This window comes from Rhodopirellula sp. J20-39, assembly GCF_057365095.1.
This window is the reverse complement of sequence record NZ_CP195123.1, coordinates 3,250,730-3,272,710: the sequence shown is the minus strand read 5'-3', so window position 1 is coordinate 3,272,710 and position 21,981 is coordinate 3,250,730. Positions and strand designations below refer to the sequence as shown.

Below are 21,981 nucleotides of genomic sequence, written 5' to 3'. Positions count from 1 at the left end.
CCCCGATCTGTTACGCCTGGGAGAGGACGTTCATAGTTCTCGTGCTCCCGTTTGCAGCTTTTCCGACGCTAGGAAACTGGTGCCATTCACTTTGAGGATCTTTGCTTCGCGAAAAGCCAGATTTGTCACGTTTCCGTCCTTTTTGCGAATCCAAGCAAATGTGGCATCGGTTACCAAATCGTCGAAAACTGCTGGTGCGGTAGTGGACTGCAGCAGGAACGTGTCAGTGGTGCCTCCGTCCTGGACCGTTACCACAAGCTGATCGCCCCTCTTCTTTGCAGAAACCTCAGGCGACTTCACTCCCTCCGCTGATGGAACGAGCACCTGCAGGATCACTTGCTCGGTATCGGTTCCGGTTGCTTTAGTGTACGGGTAAACGCAGTAGTCACCCTTGATATAGCTAAGCTCACCCTCAGCGTCCCCGACTTGAAAGTCATCCGCGGAACCAAAGGTCCAAGCGTGCATGCGTGCGGCCGAACCATAATCGTCGTTTTCGTAATCCCATACGCGGTAGCTGCCTGCACCCGACATGCTTGCGCGACCACCGTGCAATATCGCGGCGGCTTCGGCAGCAACCGGGGAACTAACGATGTCGGCGACGACGAAGTAGGACTCACCGGGAAAAGCGATCGCACGGCGTAGCTTTCCGCCGTCCGAATAAGGTGCCTCTTTCTCTTCAAAATCGAAGAAACTGGTATCGATGCGGTAGCGTGACACCGGCGTGACGTTTTCGGAAACATCAACCGGAGCCTTGCCGTTCAAGGTGACGACGTTGTGGGCTTCAGCCTGGTTGTACCATTCAGTCCGGATCTTTTCGCCATAGCTCTTGCGACTGTATCCGGCATCGGACGCCATCATTTGGTTTTCAGCCGAAATGATAAAGCTAAGGTGCTCGGCGTGATGATGGTTGTCGGCCTCGGCCACACCCTGGAACAGAAGATAGCGACCAGCGGGATCCCCCGTCTTCCAGGTATTGCGAAACATACTCTGACCGCCGTCAAGAAAAATCGTCGGCGACACATCGGGAGGAGTGGATTTGATGGACGGATCGTAGGTGAGATATTCGTCGAGTGCCAGCGAATAGTCCCATGAGGCACCGGTGTAATTGAAACCAGTCTTCTGGACTGCTGCATCGAATGGTTTCATGTCGGTCGTATTCCATGCCCACATCATCACCTCGGACAAAGGCGCCGAACTGTGTAAATACGTCGAACTGTCTTTATACATCGACGCTGCCATGTGCGCCGGGAACGGGCGGATGAACGAGTCTTCGATGTTCGGCAACCAGCCTTTGCTGTTTCGCACACCCACGCCCCACTCCATCAACGGCTGAAACTCATCGAACTGGTTGACGCCCGAAACGTTCTTGTAATGGATCATGAACGGGAGAAAATTGACCCAACTGAAAACCATGTATTGCGATCCCTCGCGGTAGATTCCATCGGCGCTAAAGAAATAGCGGGTGTTGTCATTGCCCGCTGCCAATGCAACACCGAGCCAGTTGTAGGCATCTTTTTCCTCGCACAATGCGAGAGCAGCCGAACCTAGACCCCAAGCCGGTTTCGAGAGATGGTTATGCGGGCGCGGTGTCCAGTGATAAATGTTGCGGCCCATCCAGTCGGATTGCTTGATTAACCGCTGGCGGATCGCCTGGTCCTGTTCCTCGGTCAGGTACGGTTGCACCCAGTCGTACGCAGACACGTAGTTTTGCAACCAAGAACCCAGATAGATCTCGTCGGTGGGCCCGCCTTTGCTTTTCGGGTCAAGCAGATAAATGGGTCCGTCATAAGCTCGTTCCAGGGACGCGATCGTACGATCGATCCACTTCTGTTTCTGCTCGCCATCCTCAGTCATCCAGATCATGAAACCACTGTGTTTGGCAATCAGTGACATGAATCCATAGTATTGATGGATCGGCGTCTTTTCATCATTCGCCGACGGAACCGGCAAAAAGTCCATCGTCAGATATTCGCTTTCAGCGACCTTCTTCCAAAGCCGAGAAGCCTGCTCATCCTGGTTCTGTTTCGCACGCATTGCGACCGCGTCTTCAGCACGAAACCAGAGCGACGGGTGCGTCTCTTTCGCCGGTAACTTCGGCACAGAACAACAAGTGAAACCGTTGTAGGATTCATAGTTTGCAAGTTCAACGGCCTGCACGTTGGCAACCGCCAGCAAGCAAACGATCACAGTTAGAATTCTCATGCGCAGTAAACTCCTCCGTTAATGTCCAATGTGGCTCCGGAAACAAATCCGTCGTACTGCTCGGCCAGAAAGACCGCCGCATGAGCCACATCGTTGGGATTGCCCGCACGCCGAATTGGAATCTGCGCGATCGTGGCATCGGCTGATTCCTTCGTCGTGTGAGTGTTATGAAAACTGGTTTCTAAAATCAGACCGGGTGCCAAAGCGTTGACACGGATGCCATCGGGCCCCAACTCGTTAGACAAAGCCCGCGTCATCGTTAGCACAGCGCCCTTGGCTGTTGAATAAATCAGTGACCCAGCGTGGCCGCCCTTCCGACCAGCCAGCGATGCGAGATTGACGATACTAGCACCGTTTGCCTTACGAAGCGCCGGAGCGGCAAACTTAGTTACATTCACCATGGAGGTCACGTTGACGTCGATGACCGATTTCCAAAAGTCCATATCAACTTCATCGAGGGTGCGGCGACCAACCAGCGAACCGGCGTTGTTGATCAGAATCTCAAGACCACCCAACGCGTCGACCGCCTGCTCAACCACCTGCTGAGCTTCGGATGGAATCGTCAGGTTGGCCTGGAAGACTTCCACTTGATCGCCGTATTCGGACTTTAAAGCGTTAGCGGCTTCGGCTGACGAAAAATACTGCACGACAACATGACATCCCGCGTCCAGTAACGCCCGGCTGATCGCTAACCCAATGCCCTGGGCCCCCGCGGTAACCAGCGCACGCTTCCCTTTCAATTTTTCACTCATGATTCAAATTCTTTTTAGATGCTCGGTAAAGTAAGAAGCCCACGCCGCCGATCAGTCCACCGCAAAAGAGGAAGGCAACACGCCCGCTGATAGGATTCGGGACCAACGCCATCACGGTGACAAAACCACCGTAGATAAAGCAGAGAATTCCTAATGTCTTTGACTGCACCGAGTCCTTCGCCTCACCAACTTCTTTTGCAAAGTCAATCGGTGTCCTCATTGCCGCAAAGAACTTGTCCACTCGTTCAAGATGTTCCGAACTAGACGCTCCATTGAACAGCGAAGTGAACAGGAACCAGACTGAACAAATCACGACGTTGGCAAGGATGCCAAAGAAGTAGAAATAGTCATTCAGTTCTCGGGTACTCAACTCGCTATCGAACCCGAACAGTTCCCCAAACCACACCGGATCGACCAGATACTTAATCGCCAGCGACACGCTCAACCCAATCAGGACGGTGCTCCAACCGGACCAAGATGGCGTGTTCTTGACGATCATGCCCCACAACAACGGCATGACATACGGGATAGCGATCAATCCGCTGAACAGTAGCATCACATTGAAGAGATCCAAGTCCTTCAATTGGCTGATGAAGATCGCGATCAGGATGATCAGCACTCCAAACACCGCCGACGCCAAACGTCCAACATGCAATAGATGTTTTGGTGAAGGATCTTTCACCACGCGTTGATAGAAACTACGTACGAAGATGCCTGCATTGCGATTCAGTCCACTGTCCATGGATGAAATGGTGGCCGCGAACAAACCGCAAACGAGCAACCCCATCATTCCGACCGGTAGCACTTTCATTGCCGCAAAGATATACGACGCTTCGGCAGGATTCTTGAGCATGGGAAACTCTACCGAAAGATCGGGACTCAGCACGCGGGCGGCCATCGGTGGAATGAACCAGATGATTGGTCCGACCAACATCAACCCCGAAGCAAGCAGGGCTGCTTTGCGAGATTGATGTTCGTCCTTAACACCTAAATAGCGGTACGAGTCCTGCATGTTGTTGATGATCACGAACTGCTTAACGAACGTAGCGATGATCCAGAACCAAATGATCTGCGGACGTGCGACCTCAGTCCAATTGAAGTGGTGGCTGGGCACCTTATCGATCAACCCAGAAAAGCCACCAATATCAGCGTGCGATAAAACCATGTAGGCCGTCACGATGGATACCGCCATCAAAATCAATAGCTGCACAAAGTCGCCGGCACAAATTGCCCATGAACCGCCGGCCACCGACAACACGATGACCACAATTCCGACCACCCAGATCGTTTGCGTCATATCAAAACCGAAAACTGCCGTCGAAAACACCGCCAAGCCGTTTAGCCAAATAGCGGCGTACACCAGACTCATGGGAATCTGAAGCCAGGTGAAGACCTGCTCGTTAACCGGACCAAACCGCTCGCGGACCGCTTCGATCGGCGACACGATACGCATGCGACGGAAACGCGGCGCGAACCATACGTAGTTGCAGAAAAAGCCGAGCGCATTCGCGAAGAAGATCAACGCGACCAATGTCCCATCTTGATACGCCTTGCTTGCCGCCCCGGTGAAAGTCCAGGCACTGAACTGAGTCATGAAGGCCGAAGCACCGACCATCCACCACAACATTTGCCCGCCACCGCGGAAGAAGTCGCTGTCGTTTTTGCTATAACGCTTGAAGATTGGTCCAAGCGAAAGCATGAACAGGAAAAAGAAAGCGATCACAACGTAGTCATAAATCGTAAGCATCAGTGTTTCCTGTTGTGATTACTTCACTGGCGGCTGAGCAAGCAAAAAAGACCATTCACCTTGGCCGGATGACTCAGGTGTAACAGACAATTTAGAATTCGGAGTCCAACTCCATTTTTCAGCCGCACCGGGCAGCAGCCAGGTTTCACCGGCGGCAACCGGTACACCATCCAACTCTCCAGAGCCGGACAACATGATTAAGACCATCGGTTCGCCGCCGCCAAAGTCGGCTCGACCAATCCCCGAAAGGCGACGCAGACGGAAAAACTCCTGATGCTTCGAGTCGATGATCCGCTCTTCGGTGAACGCGTCCGTTTCCCTTAAGACTTGCGGTGACTGAATCATCGTGCCCGAAACCGACTCGAGCGAATGCTCGGAGTAATCGAACACTGAAAGCACATCTTCCAGTTCCAATCCCATGAAGCGGGCATTGTGCTCAAGTACATGCCCGCCTGCACTGAACTCGCATCGAACAACCCAATCGGTCGGCTCTTGCAGCTCAATCATGAAGATCCCTTCGCCGATCGCGTGGGGTGTGCCTGATGGCACCATCAGGCAATCGCCCGGCCTGACCGGAATCTTGTCAAAACAAGCACGCATGCCTTCCAGGTTCTGATCACGCACCATGTCTGCCCACTCCTGCTGAGTCGGCGGATGCTGAAAGCCGAGATAGACATAGGCATCTTCGCTGCGGGTGGACAAGATGTACCAGCACTCCGTCTTGCCGGCGTTGCCGCCAAAACGTTCCTTCACGTAATCAAGATTCGGATGTGCTTGCAAATGCAATCGGACGCCGGCGTCAAGCAGCTTGATCAGCACACCGATTTGCCCGGGCTCGTCGGTTTGCCCAGACTGGTCGACAGGCGGTATCTGTTTTCCCCAAAACCAATCCGGCTGGGACGCGATCAGATCGGTCAGGGCGATATCGCGGCCATCCACTGTTAGATGCGATACACCTTCGTCATCGCGTTGCAAGTTATCGCCGTTCCGCGCTCGCGATGTCGATGCAAGCCAGTCTTCAGGAAAATGATCATCGGTACCGGGCTCTTCGTTGCGAAAGCCGCGAAGTTGCGAGCCGCCCAAATAGCTGCGCCACGCGTAGTTCGGCTTCAGTTGCAATGGCGAACTATTCAAAGGACACCTCCCACACCGAACCATCGTCCGCTTTCAAGACAATTCCCGACTCGTCGAGCGACTCTGTATTCCAATTGCCGGGAGCCCCTTTGCCGCAATAGGCAAGGCATATCAACGTCGCCTCACCATTCACACGGCACGTCATGATCGGATACTCGCTGCACCCCGACATGATATGCGTGCGGTCGGCGGCGTCGTGACGAACGATATCGGACGACTGCCATCCAATAACATTCTGCAGCTTCACCGAATAATCGCTGTCACGGTTGGCATTGGCACGATTGGCATTGGCATCGACCGGCAAGCTATGTCCACCCACCGTCAGCTTTGCTGGCTGGAGAGCATTGATCTTATGCAACTGCAACTGCCAATTCCCGTTCCACCAGACATGCGTTTCGACTTGCACCGAGAAATGAGCGGCTTTATGGCCAAGCACGTACACCATCGCACTTTCGTCATTGGTGCACTTCAACATATGCGTGCTGTGCCGACCATAGACGGTGCCGTCTTCCGATTCAGCCGTTAGCGCAGCGTCACGCGGAAACTCGCCGGATGCCGATTCCACCTCCAAACCGACCCCGGTTCGGTAACTCGTCTTGCCCCACTTGTACGTTCCGAATCTCGTGTTGCCCGGATTGATGCCGGACTCCGAATTGTGCAGTTCGATGTCACCGTCGATGGACCGAACGACCAAGCCGGCCGCAGGAATCGGACGAACGAAATCCTCGCCTTCCGAAGGCAATGGCTGTGCGGGTGCGGTCCAAAACGGATCGCTCGGATCAATCAATAGTGGCGAAAATGCTTTGGCGGCCCAATAAGGCGAACCCGCACACGAGTAAACTTCCGCCATAAGTGGAAACGCGTCCGTCCACCCCAAACTCAGCGGTTGATCTTCCGGCAAACGGCTCGTAAAGAACTGCAGGTTCTTCATAAAGACATTGCGGCTTAATCCAGGATCAATCGCTTCAACACCACAATAGTGAGCCAGACCGAACGGAGCGGAGGCGTTGAAGCGGTAAACCATTGACCGGCCGAACGGAACATTCTCGCCCGATGCCGCAAAGAAATGCACGTAGTCCTTCAAGAACGGAACCGCATAGTCACGCCATCGCTGAGCACGCACCGGATCCATCTCACCGTACAGCTTGCCCCACCAAAGACCATAGAAGTGCCAGGCGTATGCATTGTAAATATCGACGGTTTCGTTCATCCCGTCGATAAACCAACCATCCTTCAAATACATGCTCTCCAACGTGTCCATCCAGCGAAGAAGCAACTCTTGATCCCCGGGCGAACCCACTCCTTCACTAACCATGAAGCTTAGTGGCAAGACACCGAAGAAGAGGTGATTATTACGATGGAAGCCACATCCTCGCGCCGTTCGCATCCAACGCAAAACTTGTTGTTTGTCATCATCAGCGAGCGGAGCCCAAAGATGTTCGCGGGCAATTTCCAACGCGATCACCAACGCGCCCATCTCGACGCAGTGCTGATGGTAGTTGGTTACTGGGCCCCAATACATCTCGGACGAAGGATCGGTACCTGCCATCAACCCTTCACGAAACCACTTGGCAACTTGCTCTCGCGTGAATCCGTGTTTTTCACCGCCCCCACCTTTCGCCGCGAGCCAATGGGAAGCCAGCAGACAAGGACGAGCAAACGACTCCAGCACGTCGGCTAACTCGCCATGGTCGCTCGCCGGACCTTCCAACGGAATCGACGCCGCTCCCGGTTGCATCCGTTGCACCAGAGGCGACAGCAGCCTTTCAGCCGCCAACACCGTTTGCTCATAAGTCGATTGTTCGGTCTTCAACATCATCTCGTAACTTCGCTGGGGTTCGACAAATCTTTGGCAATGTCATGTGCTGCGAAAACAAAAACGGCAGCCAGGCCTTGGCTAGTAATAATTATTAGATTATTGTGGTAGAACAAAACTTTCGCAAGAGGTCCTCAACAACATTTTCGAAAACGATTCCCCCCGAAATCTTTCGAGCGGCTAATTCCAGCCCCTACCGTCCGCTATGATCTTGCTTGCAAGCCCATTAGACCATGTCTATCGAACGCTGGCTTAAGAAACGCCCCCCCTGCACGAGGTAACTGTTTATGAAACCGAATTCCTCCCTGACGACCCAAGATTTACTGCCGAGCCTGAAACGGTTTTGGGAAGTCTCGGGTCAAAAAATTGAGTTACTCAACACGGAATACGACACCTCGCAGGGATCGCCGGTCTTCACGGTTGAAGGCAAGTACTCAACGCGAGGTTGGACCGAATGGACGCAAGGCTTTCAATACGGTTCCGAAATTCTGCAATACGATGCGACCGGCGATGATTCATTCCTCGAGATGGGCAGAACCAACACGGTTGATAAGATGGCCCCGCACGTCACCCATTTCGGCGTGCACGATCATGGCTTCAATAACGTCAGCACGTACGGCAATTTGCTGCGACTGATGAACGAAGGCCGGATTCCAGAGAACCAATGGGAACGTAATTTCTATGTGATGGCTCTGCAAGCTTCCAGCGCCGTCCAAGCCAAGCGATGGACCGACCTTCCCGACGGAGGATACATCTACTCCTTTAACGGTCCGCACTCTTTGTTTGCCGACACGATTCGTTCCTTGCGAGTTCTTGCGGTGGGTCACCAACTGGGTCACTCCATCATGGGCGAGAATGACAAGAAAACCAGTCTGCTGGAACGACTGGTGCAGCACGCCAAAACAACCGCCGACTTTGCAGTCTATTACGGCGAAGGTCGCGACTTTTACGATACCTGGGGCCGCACCGCTCACGAGAGCATCTTCAATCTGAATGACGGCAACTATCGCTGTCCCAACTCGCAACAGGGCTTCTCGCCTTTCACGACTTGGACGCGAGGTTTGGCTTGGATCATGGTGGGTGCACCCGAGCAACTGGAGTTTTTGCAGACCGTCGACGATGCCGAACTCCAGCCGCTCGGCGGACGTGAGGCGATCGAAGCGTTCCTTGTGAAAATGGCCAAGGCGACCTGCGACTTCTACATTGAAAACACGGCGACCGATGGCATCCCTTACTGGGACACCGGAGCACTGAACACTCACAAACTGGGTGACGACGTTTACGAACGCGAATCGGATCCGTTCAACGATGCCGAACCGGTCGACTCCTCCGCCGCAGCGATCGGCGCTCAAGGCTTATTGCGGTTAGGCAAATACCTGGACGATCCGAAGTACACGCAAGCTGGACTTACCGTGTTGCAGACGCTGCTCAGCGACAAGTACCTGAGCCTGGACCCAACACACCAGGGCTTGATTTTGCACTCGGTCTATCATCGCCCCAACGGCTGGGATCACATCCCCAAAGGCCAATCCGTCCCATGCGGTGAGTCATGCATGTGGGGCGACTACCACGCACGCGAAACGGCGCTCTACGTCCAACGATTGGCTAACGATCAACCCTACTACAAATTCTATCTGTGATTCTTTGAAAGGAACAAACATGATCATCGGAGATCTGAAGCAGATCAGCGGCCGAAATTATCCGGCTCGGCGACTGACCCAGAATTTAGTAGGCGGAGCATCGCCAGTGCAGTGCGACAACTTCGCCATGGGATTTGTCACCCTCGAGCCGAACGGCGGCCAAGTTCCCTGGCATAACCAGGAACAAGAAGAAGTCTACTTCGTCGTTTCGGGCAAAACCGAAATGTGCTTGGGCGAGGAGCGTCAAGAGATGAACGCTGGGCAAATCGTGCACATTCCTTCCGGCGTTTTCCACCAAATGACCAACATCGGCGACGAGCCAGCGACGTTCATCTATTGCTACGGACCGGCCGGCGACGTCGACCACTGGAAACAGGAACTCGCCGGGACACTCCCCAAGGCCGGAGTCGACGTTCCGGAATTACCCGAGGGTGCCCATCCGCAGTGCACCGACACGCCTGCGGGCGGACCAATCATTATCTAGCTTCGAACCATCACACGGGATCATCAGAATGGAAATCAAGAGAATCGGGATCATCATGAACGGGGTGACCGGGCGCATGGGCACCAACCAGCACCTGGCCCGCTCCATCACCGCCATCATCAAACAAGGCGGCATTCGAGTCAGCAACGACCTGACCATCATGCCGGAACCGATTTTGACGGGTCGCCGTGACTACGCGTTAAAAGCCCTCGCCGAAAAGTATGGGAACGAAGCTCGTGGCGAGGACTACCAATACACCACCGATTTGCAGGGTGCGTTGGATGGAAAGTACGGCGACTACGAGATCTTCTTCGACGCTTCCGGCACGCTGCAACGGGCTGGCTTCATCGAACGCGCCGTCAAAGCAGGGAAGGCGATCTATTGCGAAAAACCCACGGCGGTCGAAACGAAGGAGGCCGTTCGCTTGGCCAAACTCGTTGAGGCAGCAGGGCTAAAGAACGGCGTTGTCCAAGACAAACTGTGGCTGCCCGGCTTCCGTAAAATCAAGATGCTCAAAGACCTTGGCTTCTTCGGCAAGATCCTCTCGGTCAAAGGTGATTTCGGTTATTGGGTATTCAGCGGCATGGATGAAGACCAACCAGCCCAACGCCCGTCCTGGAACTACCGCTCCGAAGACGGTGGCGGCATGATGATCGACATGTTTTGTCACTGGCGTTATGTCATCGACCATGTCTTTGGACCGGTCAAAAGTTTGGTGGCCTACGGAGCCACCGATCTCGACCAACGCCGCGCCGAAGACGGTACGCCGTTCCAATGCACCGCAGACGACTCCGCCTATGCAATGTTCGTGCTCGAAGACGGAACCATGGTGCAGTTCAATAGCTCGTGGTGCACCCGCGTTCGGCGCGATGACTTGCTAACCGTTCATGTTGACGGAGTCAAAGGCTCAGCGGTTGCGGGCTTGCGTGAGGTGAAAACCCAATCGGCAGCCAACACGCCTAAACCAACCTGGAACCCAGACATTCCACAGCCTATCGACTTCTTAGACGGTTGGGAGGATGTCCCCAACAACATCGAGTACGACAACGCTTTCAAAATTCAGTGGGAACTGTTCATCCGGCACGTTGCCCTCGACGAGCCATGGAGCTACTCGCTGATGGAAGGTGCCAAGGGAGTCCAATTGGCCGAACTTGGTATCGAAAGCTGGAAAGAACGTAAATGGGTCGACGTTCCCGAACTGGCCTAACCACCGGCGGATTCAAAAGCGATAAAGCTCCTCGTTCGCGTCTTAAACGTCGCCAACTGGGAGCCGATCTCATGATCTGGACATCACTCTTACCAAGGTTGTATTGATGCGGAAGAAAGTAGCATTGGTGACCGGCGGCGGCCGCGGCATTGGTCTTGGAATCTGCGAGAAGCTGGCCGTGGATGGCTTCAATTTGGTGCTAAGCGGACGCTCGGATGCATCGAAGGTCGCCGACGCCGTGACGAAGCTGGAAGCCATCGGGGCCGAGGTTCTTTACTGCTCCGGAGATGTGTCGTCAGCCGATGACCGGGCCGCGATGCTGGCAAATATCAAAGATCGATTTCAGCGACTCGATGTACTGGTCAACAACGCCGGGGTTGCCCCGAAGGTACGTGCCGATGTTCTGGAAGCCACCGAAGAAAGCTTTGAGTGGATCATGAAGATCAACTTGCAAGGACCTTACTTTTTGACCCAGGCATGTGCCAATTGGATGATCGAGCAGAAACAGACGGATGATTCGATCCAGGCATGCATCATCAATATCGGTTCAATTTCGGCAACGGTCGTTTCACCCAACCGTGGTGACTACTGCGTCTCCAAAGCAGGCTTGGGCATGATGAACTCGCTCTTCGCCGCCCGCTTAGGCGAATTCGCTATTCCGGTTTATGAGATCCGTCCGGGCATTATCAAAACAGACATGACGGCGGGCGTGACCGAAAAATACGACAACCTAATTCACAACACAGAACTGCTCGTCGAAAAACGTTGGGGACTGCCCGAGGATATCGGCAAGCTGGCCGCTGCGATGGCGAGAGGCGATATGCCATACGCATCTGGACAGGTGGTTTATGTGGACGGCGGATTGACGATGAACCGGCTTTGATTGCGTCGCCCGTTACGTCCTTGCCACGCAAGCAAAGTGCTCGAAGTCATTTTTTTTGCAATGCTGAATAGCGTCTTTATTTTGTCACTACTAAGAGGAATACGAGCCCATGTTGAAACTCTCCCAAAGTCTAACCATCGGTCTGTGCGTTGCCGCGTGGTTAGCCGTGACGGTCGCGCCGGCCCACGGGCAAAACGCGCCGTACGATCTTGAAAAGTTTCGCTCCGTGCTCGATGACTCGAAACTGCAAGCTCCCACCAGCTCACCCACAAAGATCAAGCAGGGCGACTTCGCTGGCGCTAGCAACGAGTACTTCTTTCTAGACAAATCCGGGCAGTACATGACCTTCACCGTCGAGGGAGACAGCAACCGATCGGAACTTCGTCAGAGCACCGGCGACTGGGACACCGCCACCAAAACCCCGCAACGTTTGATCGCTCGAGTACACGTCTTCGTTCCGGAAAACAAGCAACTTGACCAGTTCACCTTCTTACAAATCCATGACAAGAAAGAAGGGGACAAGGGGCTTAACAAGCCACTCTTGCGCGTCACCCGCCGCAGCAACTACCGCGACAAGCAGGATCATTTATGGGCACACGTCCGCACGCCGGAAGACGGCAGCAAACCCATTTCGCTGAAGAATCTATCCACTAAAAACATCGACCTTGGCCCGCGTCCGGATGGATTTTTCGATGTCGAAATTCGCGTACAAAACAGCCGAATGACGGTTACCGTCAACGAGCAGCGCAAGGTCGACATGGATGTGTCCTATTGGGATGGACTGGACAACTACTACAAAGCCGGCGTCTACAATCAGGATTCGGGTCGATCGAAAGTCGAATTTGAATCACTGATTTTCACCACCTCCGACAAGTAGATCCGCTGCTGCCTAGCCGATCCGCCCGTAGTGGACGAACCTATTGTCCAGTCTTGGGCGGAGCCAAAACAACGGATGTGTTACTGTTCAGTTCCGGGTCGATCAATCTTCAACGGACAGCCGGAAGCAACTCTTCACGCTCCAACAATTCCGCCAACTTCATCGTCACCTTCGACTTCCAGACCGGAAAATCGCTTGAAAAACCATGGCCTCCCTGGGGTACAGTGATCAGTTCGCACGCATTGCCCGTCGACTTGAGTTTGTCATGCAGTGCAACCGCAGTGCTGTAGTGCACCAAGTCGTCATTGGCCGCATGGAACATCACGACCGGAGGCATCTTCGCATCCAGTTGATGAACCGGAGAAAGTGCGGTGGCGTCATTGCCGAATCGTGTTGGAGTGTAACCGCTTCCAGGTGAAGTATCGGTGACAGCGGAACTGAGGAACAACGCTGCAGGCTTCACATTCGTCGATGTCGTTGGGTCCGAACCGGGAGGCGAATTTTCGATCGCGGTCCAAAGTGCAACGTGCCCGCCAGCGGACGTGCCGCCAACGGCGATACGAGCTGGGTCGATCCCAAGCTGATCGGCATGTTTGACCACCCAATTAAACGCATCGCGGGCGTCAGCTACCGACGCGAGCGGGCTGGTACCGAACCGGTTTTTAGTGCGGTAATCCGGGGCAATTCCAACCATTCCGTTCTTAGCAGCCCAAGCGGCTCGGGACGCCGACTTCAACGGAGTTCCCTTGGTCCAGCCACCGCCGAAGAAATAGATGAAGGCCGAACGCTTGTCGCCGGATTGCCAACCTTCTGGCTTGAAGACGAACAAATCCATCGCGTCTTCACCTTCGCGGTAACTCATTGTTTCGGCGCCAGGCAAGCTATCGAGAGTTACCTCTTTTGCCGCTGCGACCGTTCCGTTTGATTGTATCGTTCCAGATAAGGCCGGTTTCGATTCACCAGAAGGATCTTCGATACGCAGGTTGTCAATCAGGAAGTCCGCAACCTTCGATGTAGACGAACTGAATCCAACTCGCCCGACCACAGCATTGCCCTTGGTGATCTCTCGATGCATCGGACATCCTTCCGGACCCAGCTTTCCCAACAGAGCGTTGTTCACCCAAACGACAACGGAGTCAGGACCAAGCAACACGGTTTCCCCGTTATCGGGACGTTCATACGACAGCGTGTTTTCATCGTGATCGTTCACCCAAACTTTGATGTTCAGCGGAGCCGCAACGTCATAGCGGAGCTCAGCGGTAGGATCGTCACCGACGCGTAGCTTGAGATATTTCTGTTGGTACAACTCGAGACCGAATGCACGTCTCGCCTTGGCGTTGAGCACCAGACCTCTGCCAGGGCCCCACGGACCGACACCAAAGATGACAACCGATTTCCCGTCACCTTTTTGCGGGTCATTGTTCAGGGCATCAAACTCGACATACATGCTGCCAAGCTTGGACGCCCCCACGTTGTATTCCAACGCACCACCAAGACTTAGATCGGAATCGTCAAAGCGAGCTGCCTTTCCGGATCCGACTCTCCCGCCACCATCGACCACCGTCACCATATCAACTCGCTGAAGCTGTGGAACCTTCGGCACACTGTCGATTTCATAGCTGTCGAATGTTTCGTGCAGCAAGACAGTGCCACCTTGCCCGTTGGGACTGGCCGAGCCCGGACTGGCCGCGCCTGATGGAGCAGCCGCATCTTCAGCTCGGACGACACCTACCGGCATGACACCGAACGGGACGGCCCCCGCCAGTGCGATCCCCAACACAACACTTGCTCGTATAGTCATCGAGAGATCCTACCTATTCTGAATGTGGAACAACTGGCGATATCGAAAAGTAACCGCCCATTGTCCTTTCATAGTTATGAATCTGTCAAGCCAACAAAATCATAAATCTAGGTAAATTGAGCTGCGGATGACCCAACCAATGAATTGGAAATCGCGGCGAATCCATAGCGACGCGACCTTGTGCGACGGCCTACAGCCTCCACCGCGACGCTTGCCAAACCAGCGTTACGCGGCGCTAGCCAGCAGCCGGACCGCTCGTTTCCCCGGTCGAAAACTGCGACGGGACCACCAGGTCGACAAAGATTCGACTGTCGTTTTGCTCTTCCGACTTGCAGAGCAGTTTGGCCGCCTCTTCGCCAATCAACTCAGGGTCGCTGCTGGCACTGGTCAAATCAGGACGTATTTCGGTGCAGGCCCGCGAGCGGTCCACCGCCACAAGACTGATGTCATCGGGAATGCGGATCCCTCGCAGCAACGCAAATTGATGAGCCCCGCGAGCCATCAATCCGTTATGGCAAATCCAAGCGGTAGGCGCCGTGGCAGGCTTGTCGCCGACGCGGCTGACCAACTCTTCTGCACAATCGAAGCCCTCCTGGCGATCGCCACCCTCGGCACTGACGACATGCTGCTCGTTTAGCTCGATTCCTCGTGCAGACAGACATTCACGCAGTGCGCTGAAACGCATTTTATGTCGACCTAACCGGCAATTTCCGCCGAGCCATGCGAACCGTTCGTGCCCCAGTTTCACCAAATGCTCAACCAATTGTTCGAGCGATTGTTTTTCGTTTGGGCTGACAGAATGACACAGCCCCGGGGCACTTGCATAGACACTCAGCAGCGGCACGCGGAGCACGCCGAGGGCCCTCAAGAACGGCTCACTCACCTCGCCTAGCACGACAATTCCCTGCAGTGGATCACGCTGGCCGAGCAGCTCGAATAGCTTTTTCTCGTCCAGATCCCCTTCACCGCCCAAGAACGTGGTACTGATTCGAGATTGCTGCAGCACCTTAAACAGCCCCTGTTGAACGTGGCTGAACGTATTGCTGGGCTGATACAGCTTCAGACCGCTGCGTTGAACGATCCCAACATAATTGCGGCGGGTTTCCGGGGCGTGCCCGGGCTGCATGCCACGAGGGACATACCCATTGGCCACGGCGACCTGCCAAATCTCTTTGTACGACTTGTCCGAAATCCCCTCGCGACGCCCGTTAAGGACCAACGAGACCAGCGACTGCGAAACGCCCAATTCTTTCGCGATCTGGCTCTGTGAAATCCGTTTTGCCATGGTCAATACTCCCGATTGCCCCGAAACAACTTCAATTCATATTCAACAATCAATTTAATTTAATAGCCTACACTTCAATTGCATTGGTCGAAACAATGCGATACAATTCATAAACATGAATACCAATTCGAAACCTCAGCCGACTGTTCTGGTCATCATGACCGAACAAGAGAAGAACGAATTCATTCCGCCGGACCTCGAAGTCCGACTGCGTGAGTTGTTTCCGAATCTCACGTGGGTCGAAGCACCGCTGTCGCAGGACGAGTGGCACAAACTGCTTCAAGATCAACGCCCGGAAATCGTCTTGTGCGCATGGGAAACCCCACCGCTGCCACTGGATGCGGCCGAATACCTGAAGTATCTCTGCTTCTTGTGTGGCTCCGTTCGTTCACTCGTGCCACGTGAGTTGATCGAGCGTGGCGTGAAGGTGACCAATTGGGGATCGATCGTCAGTAACACCGTTGCCGAATGCTCGCTTTTGTTGATCCTGGCCGCCCTTCGGCGAGTCGGTAACTGGAGCGTCGCCATGCGGACACAGGGCAAATGGAAACAGGGACGACACCCGGACACGCTTAGCTTGTTCGGTCGACGCGTCGGTCTGCATGGCCTTGGCGCGATCAGTCGCGAATTGGCCAGACTGCTAGAACCGTTCAACGTCCAGCTATCGGCCTACTCACCAAGTGTGCCGGACGAAACGTACAGCCAACTGAATATCCGGCGTGCCGAAACACTCGAAGACCTCTTTTCAACCTCCGACGTGTTAGTGGAGTTAGCGCCGGGCAAACCGGACAACCACCATCTCGTCGGCGATGAGCTTCTCCGGCTTCTTCCCCCACAAGCCGTCTTCGTCAATCTCGGCCGCGGCATGGTGGTGGACGAAGAGGCGCTGATTCGCGCAAGTCGCGAGCGAGGCCTACACATCGCACTGGATGTCTACGAAACCGAGCCACTGCCAGCCGACTCGCCGCTGCGTAGCTTGGACAACATCACGTTGCTGCCGCACCTTGGCGGCCCAACCCCCGATCGCCGTCGTGATTGTGGCGAACTTGCCCTCGAGAACCTTCAAAACTATGTCAGCGACAAACCGCTGATCAACCTGATCGAGTTGGATACCTATGACCGCGCCACTTAATATCAAATGGGGTATCTCCACGTTGGGATGCCACGAACTCGATCTGCCCGCGATCTGCGAGCTGGCCGAACGACACGACATTCATCATCTAGAAATCCGCAGTCTGGCGAACTGTTTGAATCTTCCGGACTACCTCGATACCACTTATCCCAATGACCCCGGATCGGTCAGGCGGATTCTGAATCAGCATCGTCAATCGATCATCGCGTTGAACAGCGGATTCAAACTCATTGGATCCGACCAAGCTGCTCGCGACGAATTGCTGGCGTTCGCCCGCTGGGCTGATCAACTCAACATTCCGTTCATCCGCGTCTTTGGTGGCGGCAGTATGGATGAACCGCTTTCGCAAGCCGATTTGGCGACCGCCGTCGATAACTTGCGATGGTGGAAAGGCCAACGTGAAAAGCACGAATGGATGACGCACATTGCAATCGAAACCCATGATGGCTTCAGCAGCGGCGAGCGATGCTTGAAACTTCAAGACGCTTTCGGTGGCCCGCTGAACGTGATCTGGGATACACACCACACTTGGAAGATGGGGAACGAAAGCGCAGAACAAACCTGGGACCAAATTGCGTCGTTGGTGCGCCACATTCACATCAAAGATAGCATTCCTGTCCCGTCGGCTCGCCATCCCTACACCTACGTCCTTCCCGGTGAAGGCGACTTCCCGGCCGGTGACGTCTTCAACGTCGTTGGTGATAACAACTACCGGGGTGTGGTCAGTCTCGAATGGGAGCGGAAGTGGCATCCCTATCTGCCCGATCTCGACGCCGCCCTTACCGCTCTCGTCGATAGCGGTTGGAAGTCGGGCACCCCAACTCTCGTCGCCCGCTAATTCGCATTGAAGAATGTTGGCCGATGACGCTACGGCCGCCGGTCTTCACCCTCGCTCTGCAGTGGATGCAAGTCAAACAGTTGGCTCCATCGCCGCCGCTAAAGCTTCTGGGCTACGAGTTTCGACAAGTCCTATGATCTGCATTCGTGCTTGTGCATCGCCGCGTATTGCAACGGCACGCTGACTTGGCAACTGGCTCAACTCTTTGCACGGGAATCTTGTTCACGCTGCGTCAGTTTCGTAGGTGCTGCATCTAACCGAGACCGAGCAAGCTTCTATCAGCAAGCGTCCCTAACGCTTGAGTACCTGCTTGCTACATGAGGCGTCGCGTTTTACGTCGCTACAAACACGAGGTTATGCGAAGTGGACACTTAGCCAAGTGGAAACGAAAACCCGAATTGCGAGCTCCAAAGTTGGCCCCCCCCTCTTCCTACGGCCTCTTTTGGCGACTCGGGATAATCTCTCTGGCGTTATCTGAACGCGTCTTGCAATCCCGCAGATGCTCGAACCTTTCTAACGAGGGGGAACAAACACCGCGTTAAGTGTAGTTTCGAACGCCTGCTACGCCAGGTCCGTGTCGCCCAACCTGTGTTCTCCTGCACCAATAGGGGTACGATTCCGAGCGGTATTCTAAGGCCGTACTCGCCCCGAACACAGCCAGCCTGTCTCGCCTTTTCGCGATCGACTTCAGAAGCAATTGAGCAGCCAAGGGCGATGAAATCTTCGCTTTTTGCCGCGTTTTACACGATTGATATAAGAATACGCGCAGAACAAGCCGGAATGAAGGGAGATACGCCACCCTTAATCCTGAATAATGCTCCTGTTATCACGTTACGAAGCCGATTGCCAGCACACTGATCCGATCATACCGGGACATCGCAGAAAGCGTGACGGAGGCAACCTGATGCTAGATCATGCCAAATCAATGATCAAGCAAACGGCTGCGACGAACTGAATCGAATTCCTCTACCAACATATCAAGGTGATCAATGTCAATTATGAAGCTCGGTTGTTTTTGTTTGATCTTGGCCACTACCGCGGTCGTGCCAGGCTGCGGCAAACCGGAAAACGTGGTTACGAAAGGTGCGAAACCACCCCACCCAGATGGCGAAGAGGGATACGCAGCCGACCTCGCGAATGCCAATGCAGAAGCCAAGAAGAAAGAACAAGCCTATTACAAGTCGCTGAAGGAGTGAGCGACATGCGACGCTTGGATGTGGTTAAGAGTTGAGTTTGAGTTGTTTACGACGTTGTCTGAAAGACTGTGCTTGCCAGGACGTCGGTTTCTTTAGTTTTCGCGTTTATGTGAGAGTTTAAAAATGAATAGTTTTACGAAAAGGAAAGACGGCTTCACGCTTGTCGAACTTTTGGTGGTCATCGCGATTATCGGCGTCCTAGTAGGACTGCTTTTACCCGCCGTTCAAGCGGCTCGCGAAGCGGCTCGACGCATGAGTTGCAGCAACAATATCAAGCAACTTGGCTTAGGCTTGCATAATTACCACTCGGCCTACAAGAAACTGCCAACCCAAGGCGGTGGATCGGACGGCAAGAAGAACACGACGATTGACCCCAAAGCCCAAGCAGACAACGATCGCAGATTGTCGATGCTAGTGGGTGTCCTTCCATTCATCGAACAACAAGCGATGTGGGAGTACATTAGTAATCCTCAGCAGATCAGCCCGGACGACGGTGCCACCACCGAACCGGTGCAGTCCATGGGACCAAGTCCCTACCATACGTTCTACACTCCTTGGATCACAACGCTGGCAACCTACCGTTGCCCGAGCGATCCAGGACAAGGTTTGCCAGCAATCGGACGTACTAACTACGGTGCCTGCATCGGCGACGGTATGGACTGGGGTGATGTCGGCCCCATGTCATCATCCAACGGCGTTTGGTACGAAAAGTCGGACTACGCCGAAGGTTCACGCATCTCGATGCGAGGTATGTTCGTTCCAAAGAAATCGACTTCGTTCCGCGATGTCCTCGACGGCCTCTCCAACACGATTATGGGCGGCGAGTTCAACACCGACTTGGGCGACCTTGACATCACGACTTCAGTTGCTGAAGGCGGGATCGGCTCGGCATACAAAAACAACCCAGCCTGGGTGCGTCAGCAATCGCCATCATGGTTCGACCCAGAACGCCCACGTCACTGGAACACCGCAACGTTTGATCAAGTCAAATCGGATTACTGCTACCGTGGCTATCGTTGGGCTGACTATGCAATGGTCTATACCGGCATCAACACGATCCTGCCGCCAAACAGCGAATGTGTTCTTCGTGCAAACTCCGACACAGCATGGGGTGTCATGCCAACTAGCAGTCGTCACCAAGGCGGAGCTCACGTGCTGATGGGTGATGGAGCGGTCAAATTCATCACAGATTCGATTGAAGCTGGCGATCCCAGCCTGCCATCTGTTTCCCTGGGAAGTGGTCTAGAGGGTGGCGAGAGCCCCTACGGACTTTGGGGTGCTCTTGGCTCCGCCCGCGGTAAGGAAACCATCGACGCTGAATTCTAGATCGATCGATCACTCGATGATCACCCTGACGTCCGCTTGCGTTCTGCAAGCGGACGTTTTCTTTTGAAAGAATCATCTTCGTTGAATCGGCCACCACCTAAGCTACGCAGCCATGTTCAAGCATCATCACATTATCCGTTTCGGACTGATAGGGTTTTTAGCGTTACTCACGCGAAATGACGTATCGGGCGATGACGGTGCACTCAGTGGCAACCGACATCGCGTCATTGTCTCGACGGATATCGGGGGCACCGATCCGGATGACTTTCAATCGATGGTCCACCTCCTCGTCTATGCGGACAGCTTCGACATCGAAGGCCTGATTTCATCACCATTTGGCCCCGGCCGAAAGTCAGACATTCTGCAAGTTATCGATTGTTACGAACATGACTACCCGAGTCTCAAGCAGCATTCAGACCAATATCCGACCGCTGAAACGCTACGCTCGATCACCAAACAAGGCGAAACCGAATCGCCAGGCGATGCCGGGATCCGCAAGCCAACCGAAGGTTCACGGTGGATTACTCAGTGTGCGAAGCGAGATGACCCACGGCCCCTGCATGTACTGATATGGGGCGGTATCGAAGACCTGGCTCAAGCACTCCATGATGCCCCCGAAATCCTACCCGAGCTAAGGGTCTATTGGATCGGCGGACCGAACAAAAAGTGGAGCGTGAACGCGTACAACTACATCGAACAGAACCACCCGAAATTGTGGATGATCGAATCCAACGCGACCTATCGGGGCTGGTTCGTTGGAGGCAACCAGGACGGGCAGTGGAGCAATAAAGGGTTTGTCGCCAAACATATCGCCGGTCATGGAGCACTCGGCGATTACTTCAACACGCAACTGCAAGGCCGTATCAAGATGGGTGACACACCATCGGTCGCTCGTCTACTACGTGGTCACTCGGAAGATCCTGAAAAACCAAGCTGGGGCGGCAAGTTCGTTCCCATTTGGGACGGACGAAAGACGGTCTTCCAAGGACTGACGGACACGACCGAAGTTTTTGGTGTAACGGAATTTGTCCTTCCCAAACCTGATGAGTTCACTTCCAAAAACTCAGCCACCATGACACTCGGTGGCCGCCCACCTGCGTCCGACGGTGTTATCGATGGAGACGTTATCCGCTTTCGATTCTCGCCACGTGACGCCAAAGTCTGGTCGTACGTTATTAAGAGCGACTTCCGAGAACTCGATGGGAAGTCAGGAAAGGTAAACGCCGTACCGCCACCAATATCACGAACATCACAACGATCCAAGACGCATCCCAACTGGTGGATTGACGATCCCGATCCGAAAGCCGCCGAAGGCGTTCACCCTGGAGCTAAGAGCGTGAACCGTTGGCGAGAAGATTTCTTGAATGACTTTGCAACGCGGATGGACCGTTGTAATTCAACAGAGCTCGAGACACCTGTATCGGACAAGACCAAGTAGCTCGCGTGGCGGCGAATCAAGCAATAAGAACAGTGCCGACCCAAGCCCTCCGGTACCACACCGGCCAGCTAGCGACGCTCCGCTAACTCAAACAAGACGTCGATCTTTCAGCTCACCGTAACCCTAAAGCAAACAAACAAAACACCCACAAGAATACGCTCAATTTAAAACAGGATACAGCGAGAGATCCCGAACACCGGGATTCTAATGAGCGAGTTCTTTA

Annotated in this window: 17 protein-coding genes; 10 read left to right on the top strand and 7 right to left on the bottom strand. The window is 54.2% G+C overall.

Translation table 11 applies throughout. The features are described from left to right. Positions 1-30: 30 nt before the first annotated feature. Genes ACR3ZL_RS11885 through ACR3ZL_RS11865 form a run of 5 tightly spaced genes read right to left on the bottom strand, consistent with a single transcriptional unit; the run spans position 31 to position 7,654 of the window. Positions 31-2,202 carry a heparinase II/III domain-containing protein gene (locus ACR3ZL_RS11885; RefSeq protein WP_473652933.1) on the bottom strand — a complete coding sequence of 724 codons (2,172 nt, stop codon included), beginning with the start codon at positions 2,200-2,202 and terminating at the stop codon, positions 31-33. Further along, complete coding sequence (locus ACR3ZL_RS11880) at positions 2,199-2,954, bottom strand: SDR family NAD(P)-dependent oxidoreductase (protein WP_473652934.1); 756 nt, start codon at positions 2,952-2,954, stop codon at positions 2,199-2,201. Before ACR3ZL_RS11880 ends, ACR3ZL_RS11885 begins: the two co-directional genes overlap by 4 nt. Beyond that, positions 2,947-4,701: a sodium:solute symporter family transporter gene (locus ACR3ZL_RS11875; protein ID WP_473652935.1), complete on the bottom strand. Its 1,755-nt coding sequence runs from the start codon at positions 4,699-4,701 to the stop codon at positions 2,947-2,949. Before ACR3ZL_RS11875 ends, ACR3ZL_RS11880 begins: the two co-directional genes overlap by 8 nt. Positions 4,702-4,719: 18 nt before the next feature. Further along, positions 4,720-5,835, bottom strand: a complete 1,116-nt coding sequence (locus ACR3ZL_RS11870) for a class I mannose-6-phosphate isomerase (protein ID WP_473652936.1) — start codon at positions 5,833-5,835, stop codon at positions 4,720-4,722. Continuing rightward, complete coding sequence (locus ACR3ZL_RS11865; RefSeq protein WP_473652937.1) at positions 5,828-7,654, bottom strand: DUF2264 domain-containing protein; 1,827 nt, start codon at positions 7,652-7,654, stop codon at positions 5,828-5,830. Before ACR3ZL_RS11865 ends, ACR3ZL_RS11870 begins: the two co-directional genes overlap by 8 nt. A 284-nt stretch (positions 7,655-7,938) precedes the next feature. Here ACR3ZL_RS11865 and ACR3ZL_RS11860 point away from each other — a divergent pair, with 284 nt between their 5' ends. The 5 genes from ACR3ZL_RS11860 (at position 7,939) to ACR3ZL_RS11840 (ending at position 12,742) form a co-directional block, all read left to right on the top strand. Beyond that, on the top strand, positions 7,939-9,291 hold the full coding sequence (locus tag ACR3ZL_RS11860) for a glycosyl hydrolase (protein ID WP_473652938.1): 1,353 nt from the start codon (positions 7,939-7,941) through the stop codon (positions 9,289-9,291). A 19-nt stretch (positions 9,292-9,310) separates the two neighbouring features. Continuing rightward, complete coding sequence (locus ACR3ZL_RS11855; protein WP_473652939.1) at positions 9,311-9,775, top strand: cupin domain-containing protein; 465 nt, start codon at positions 9,311-9,313, stop codon at positions 9,773-9,775. 28 nt (positions 9,776-9,803) lie between these two features. Next, positions 9,804-10,982, top strand: a complete 1,179-nt coding sequence (locus tag ACR3ZL_RS11850; RefSeq protein ID WP_473652940.1) for a Gfo/Idh/MocA family protein — start codon at positions 9,804-9,806, stop codon at positions 10,980-10,982. A gap of 106 nt (positions 10,983-11,088) precedes the next feature. Then, positions 11,089-11,865, top strand: a complete 777-nt coding sequence (locus ACR3ZL_RS11845) for a 3-ketoacyl-ACP reductase (protein ID WP_473652941.1) — start codon at positions 11,089-11,091, stop codon at positions 11,863-11,865. A 109-nt stretch (positions 11,866-11,974) separates the two neighbouring features. Further along, positions 11,975-12,742, top strand: a complete 768-nt coding sequence (locus ACR3ZL_RS11840; protein ID WP_473652942.1) for a polysaccharide lyase family 7 protein — start codon at positions 11,975-11,977, stop codon at positions 12,740-12,742. Between the two features lie 109 nt (positions 12,743-12,851). Here ACR3ZL_RS11840 and ACR3ZL_RS11835 read toward each other — a convergent pair whose 3' ends face one another. Both ACR3ZL_RS11835 and ACR3ZL_RS11830 read right to left on the bottom strand, forming a co-directional pair. Continuing rightward, positions 12,852-14,543, bottom strand: a complete 1,692-nt coding sequence (locus ACR3ZL_RS11835) for an alpha/beta hydrolase (RefSeq protein ID WP_473652943.1) — start codon at positions 14,541-14,543, stop codon at positions 12,852-12,854. A 235-nt stretch (positions 14,544-14,778) separates the two neighbouring features. Next, positions 14,779-15,828 (bottom strand): LacI family DNA-binding transcriptional regulator, encoded by a 1,050-nt coding sequence (locus tag ACR3ZL_RS11830; RefSeq protein ID WP_473652944.1) that lies wholly within the window; start codon positions 15,826-15,828, stop codon positions 14,779-14,781. Positions 15,829-15,943: 115 nt separating this feature from the next. Between ACR3ZL_RS11830 and ACR3ZL_RS11825 the strand changes: the two genes are divergently transcribed. From ACR3ZL_RS11825 to ACR3ZL_RS11805, 5 genes are all read left to right on the top strand, one after another. Continuing rightward, positions 15,944-16,960: a hydroxyacid dehydrogenase gene (locus ACR3ZL_RS11825; protein ID WP_473652945.1), complete on the top strand. Its 1,017-nt coding sequence runs from the start codon at positions 15,944-15,946 to the stop codon at positions 16,958-16,960. Beyond that, the gene (locus ACR3ZL_RS11820; protein WP_473652946.1) at positions 16,944-17,798 is read left to right on the top strand and encodes a sugar phosphate isomerase/epimerase family protein; all 855 of its coding nucleotides are present in this window, start codon (positions 16,944-16,946) and stop codon (positions 17,796-17,798) included. Before ACR3ZL_RS11825 ends, ACR3ZL_RS11820 begins: the two co-directional genes overlap by 17 nt. 989 nt (positions 17,799-18,787) lie before the next feature. Further along, complete coding sequence (locus ACR3ZL_RS11815; protein ID WP_473652947.1) at positions 18,788-18,994, top strand: hypothetical protein; 207 nt, start codon at positions 18,788-18,790, stop codon at positions 18,992-18,994. Positions 18,995-19,117: 123 nt separating this feature from the next. Beyond that, complete coding sequence (locus tag ACR3ZL_RS11810; RefSeq protein ID WP_473652948.1) at positions 19,118-20,320, top strand: DUF1559 family PulG-like putative transporter; 1,203 nt, start codon at positions 19,118-19,120, stop codon at positions 20,318-20,320. 112 nt (positions 20,321-20,432) lie between these two features. Next, positions 20,433-21,758, top strand: a complete 1,326-nt coding sequence (locus ACR3ZL_RS11805; RefSeq protein WP_473652949.1) for a DUF1593 domain-containing protein — start codon at positions 20,433-20,435, stop codon at positions 21,756-21,758. Positions 21,759-21,981 lie beyond the last annotated feature (223 nt).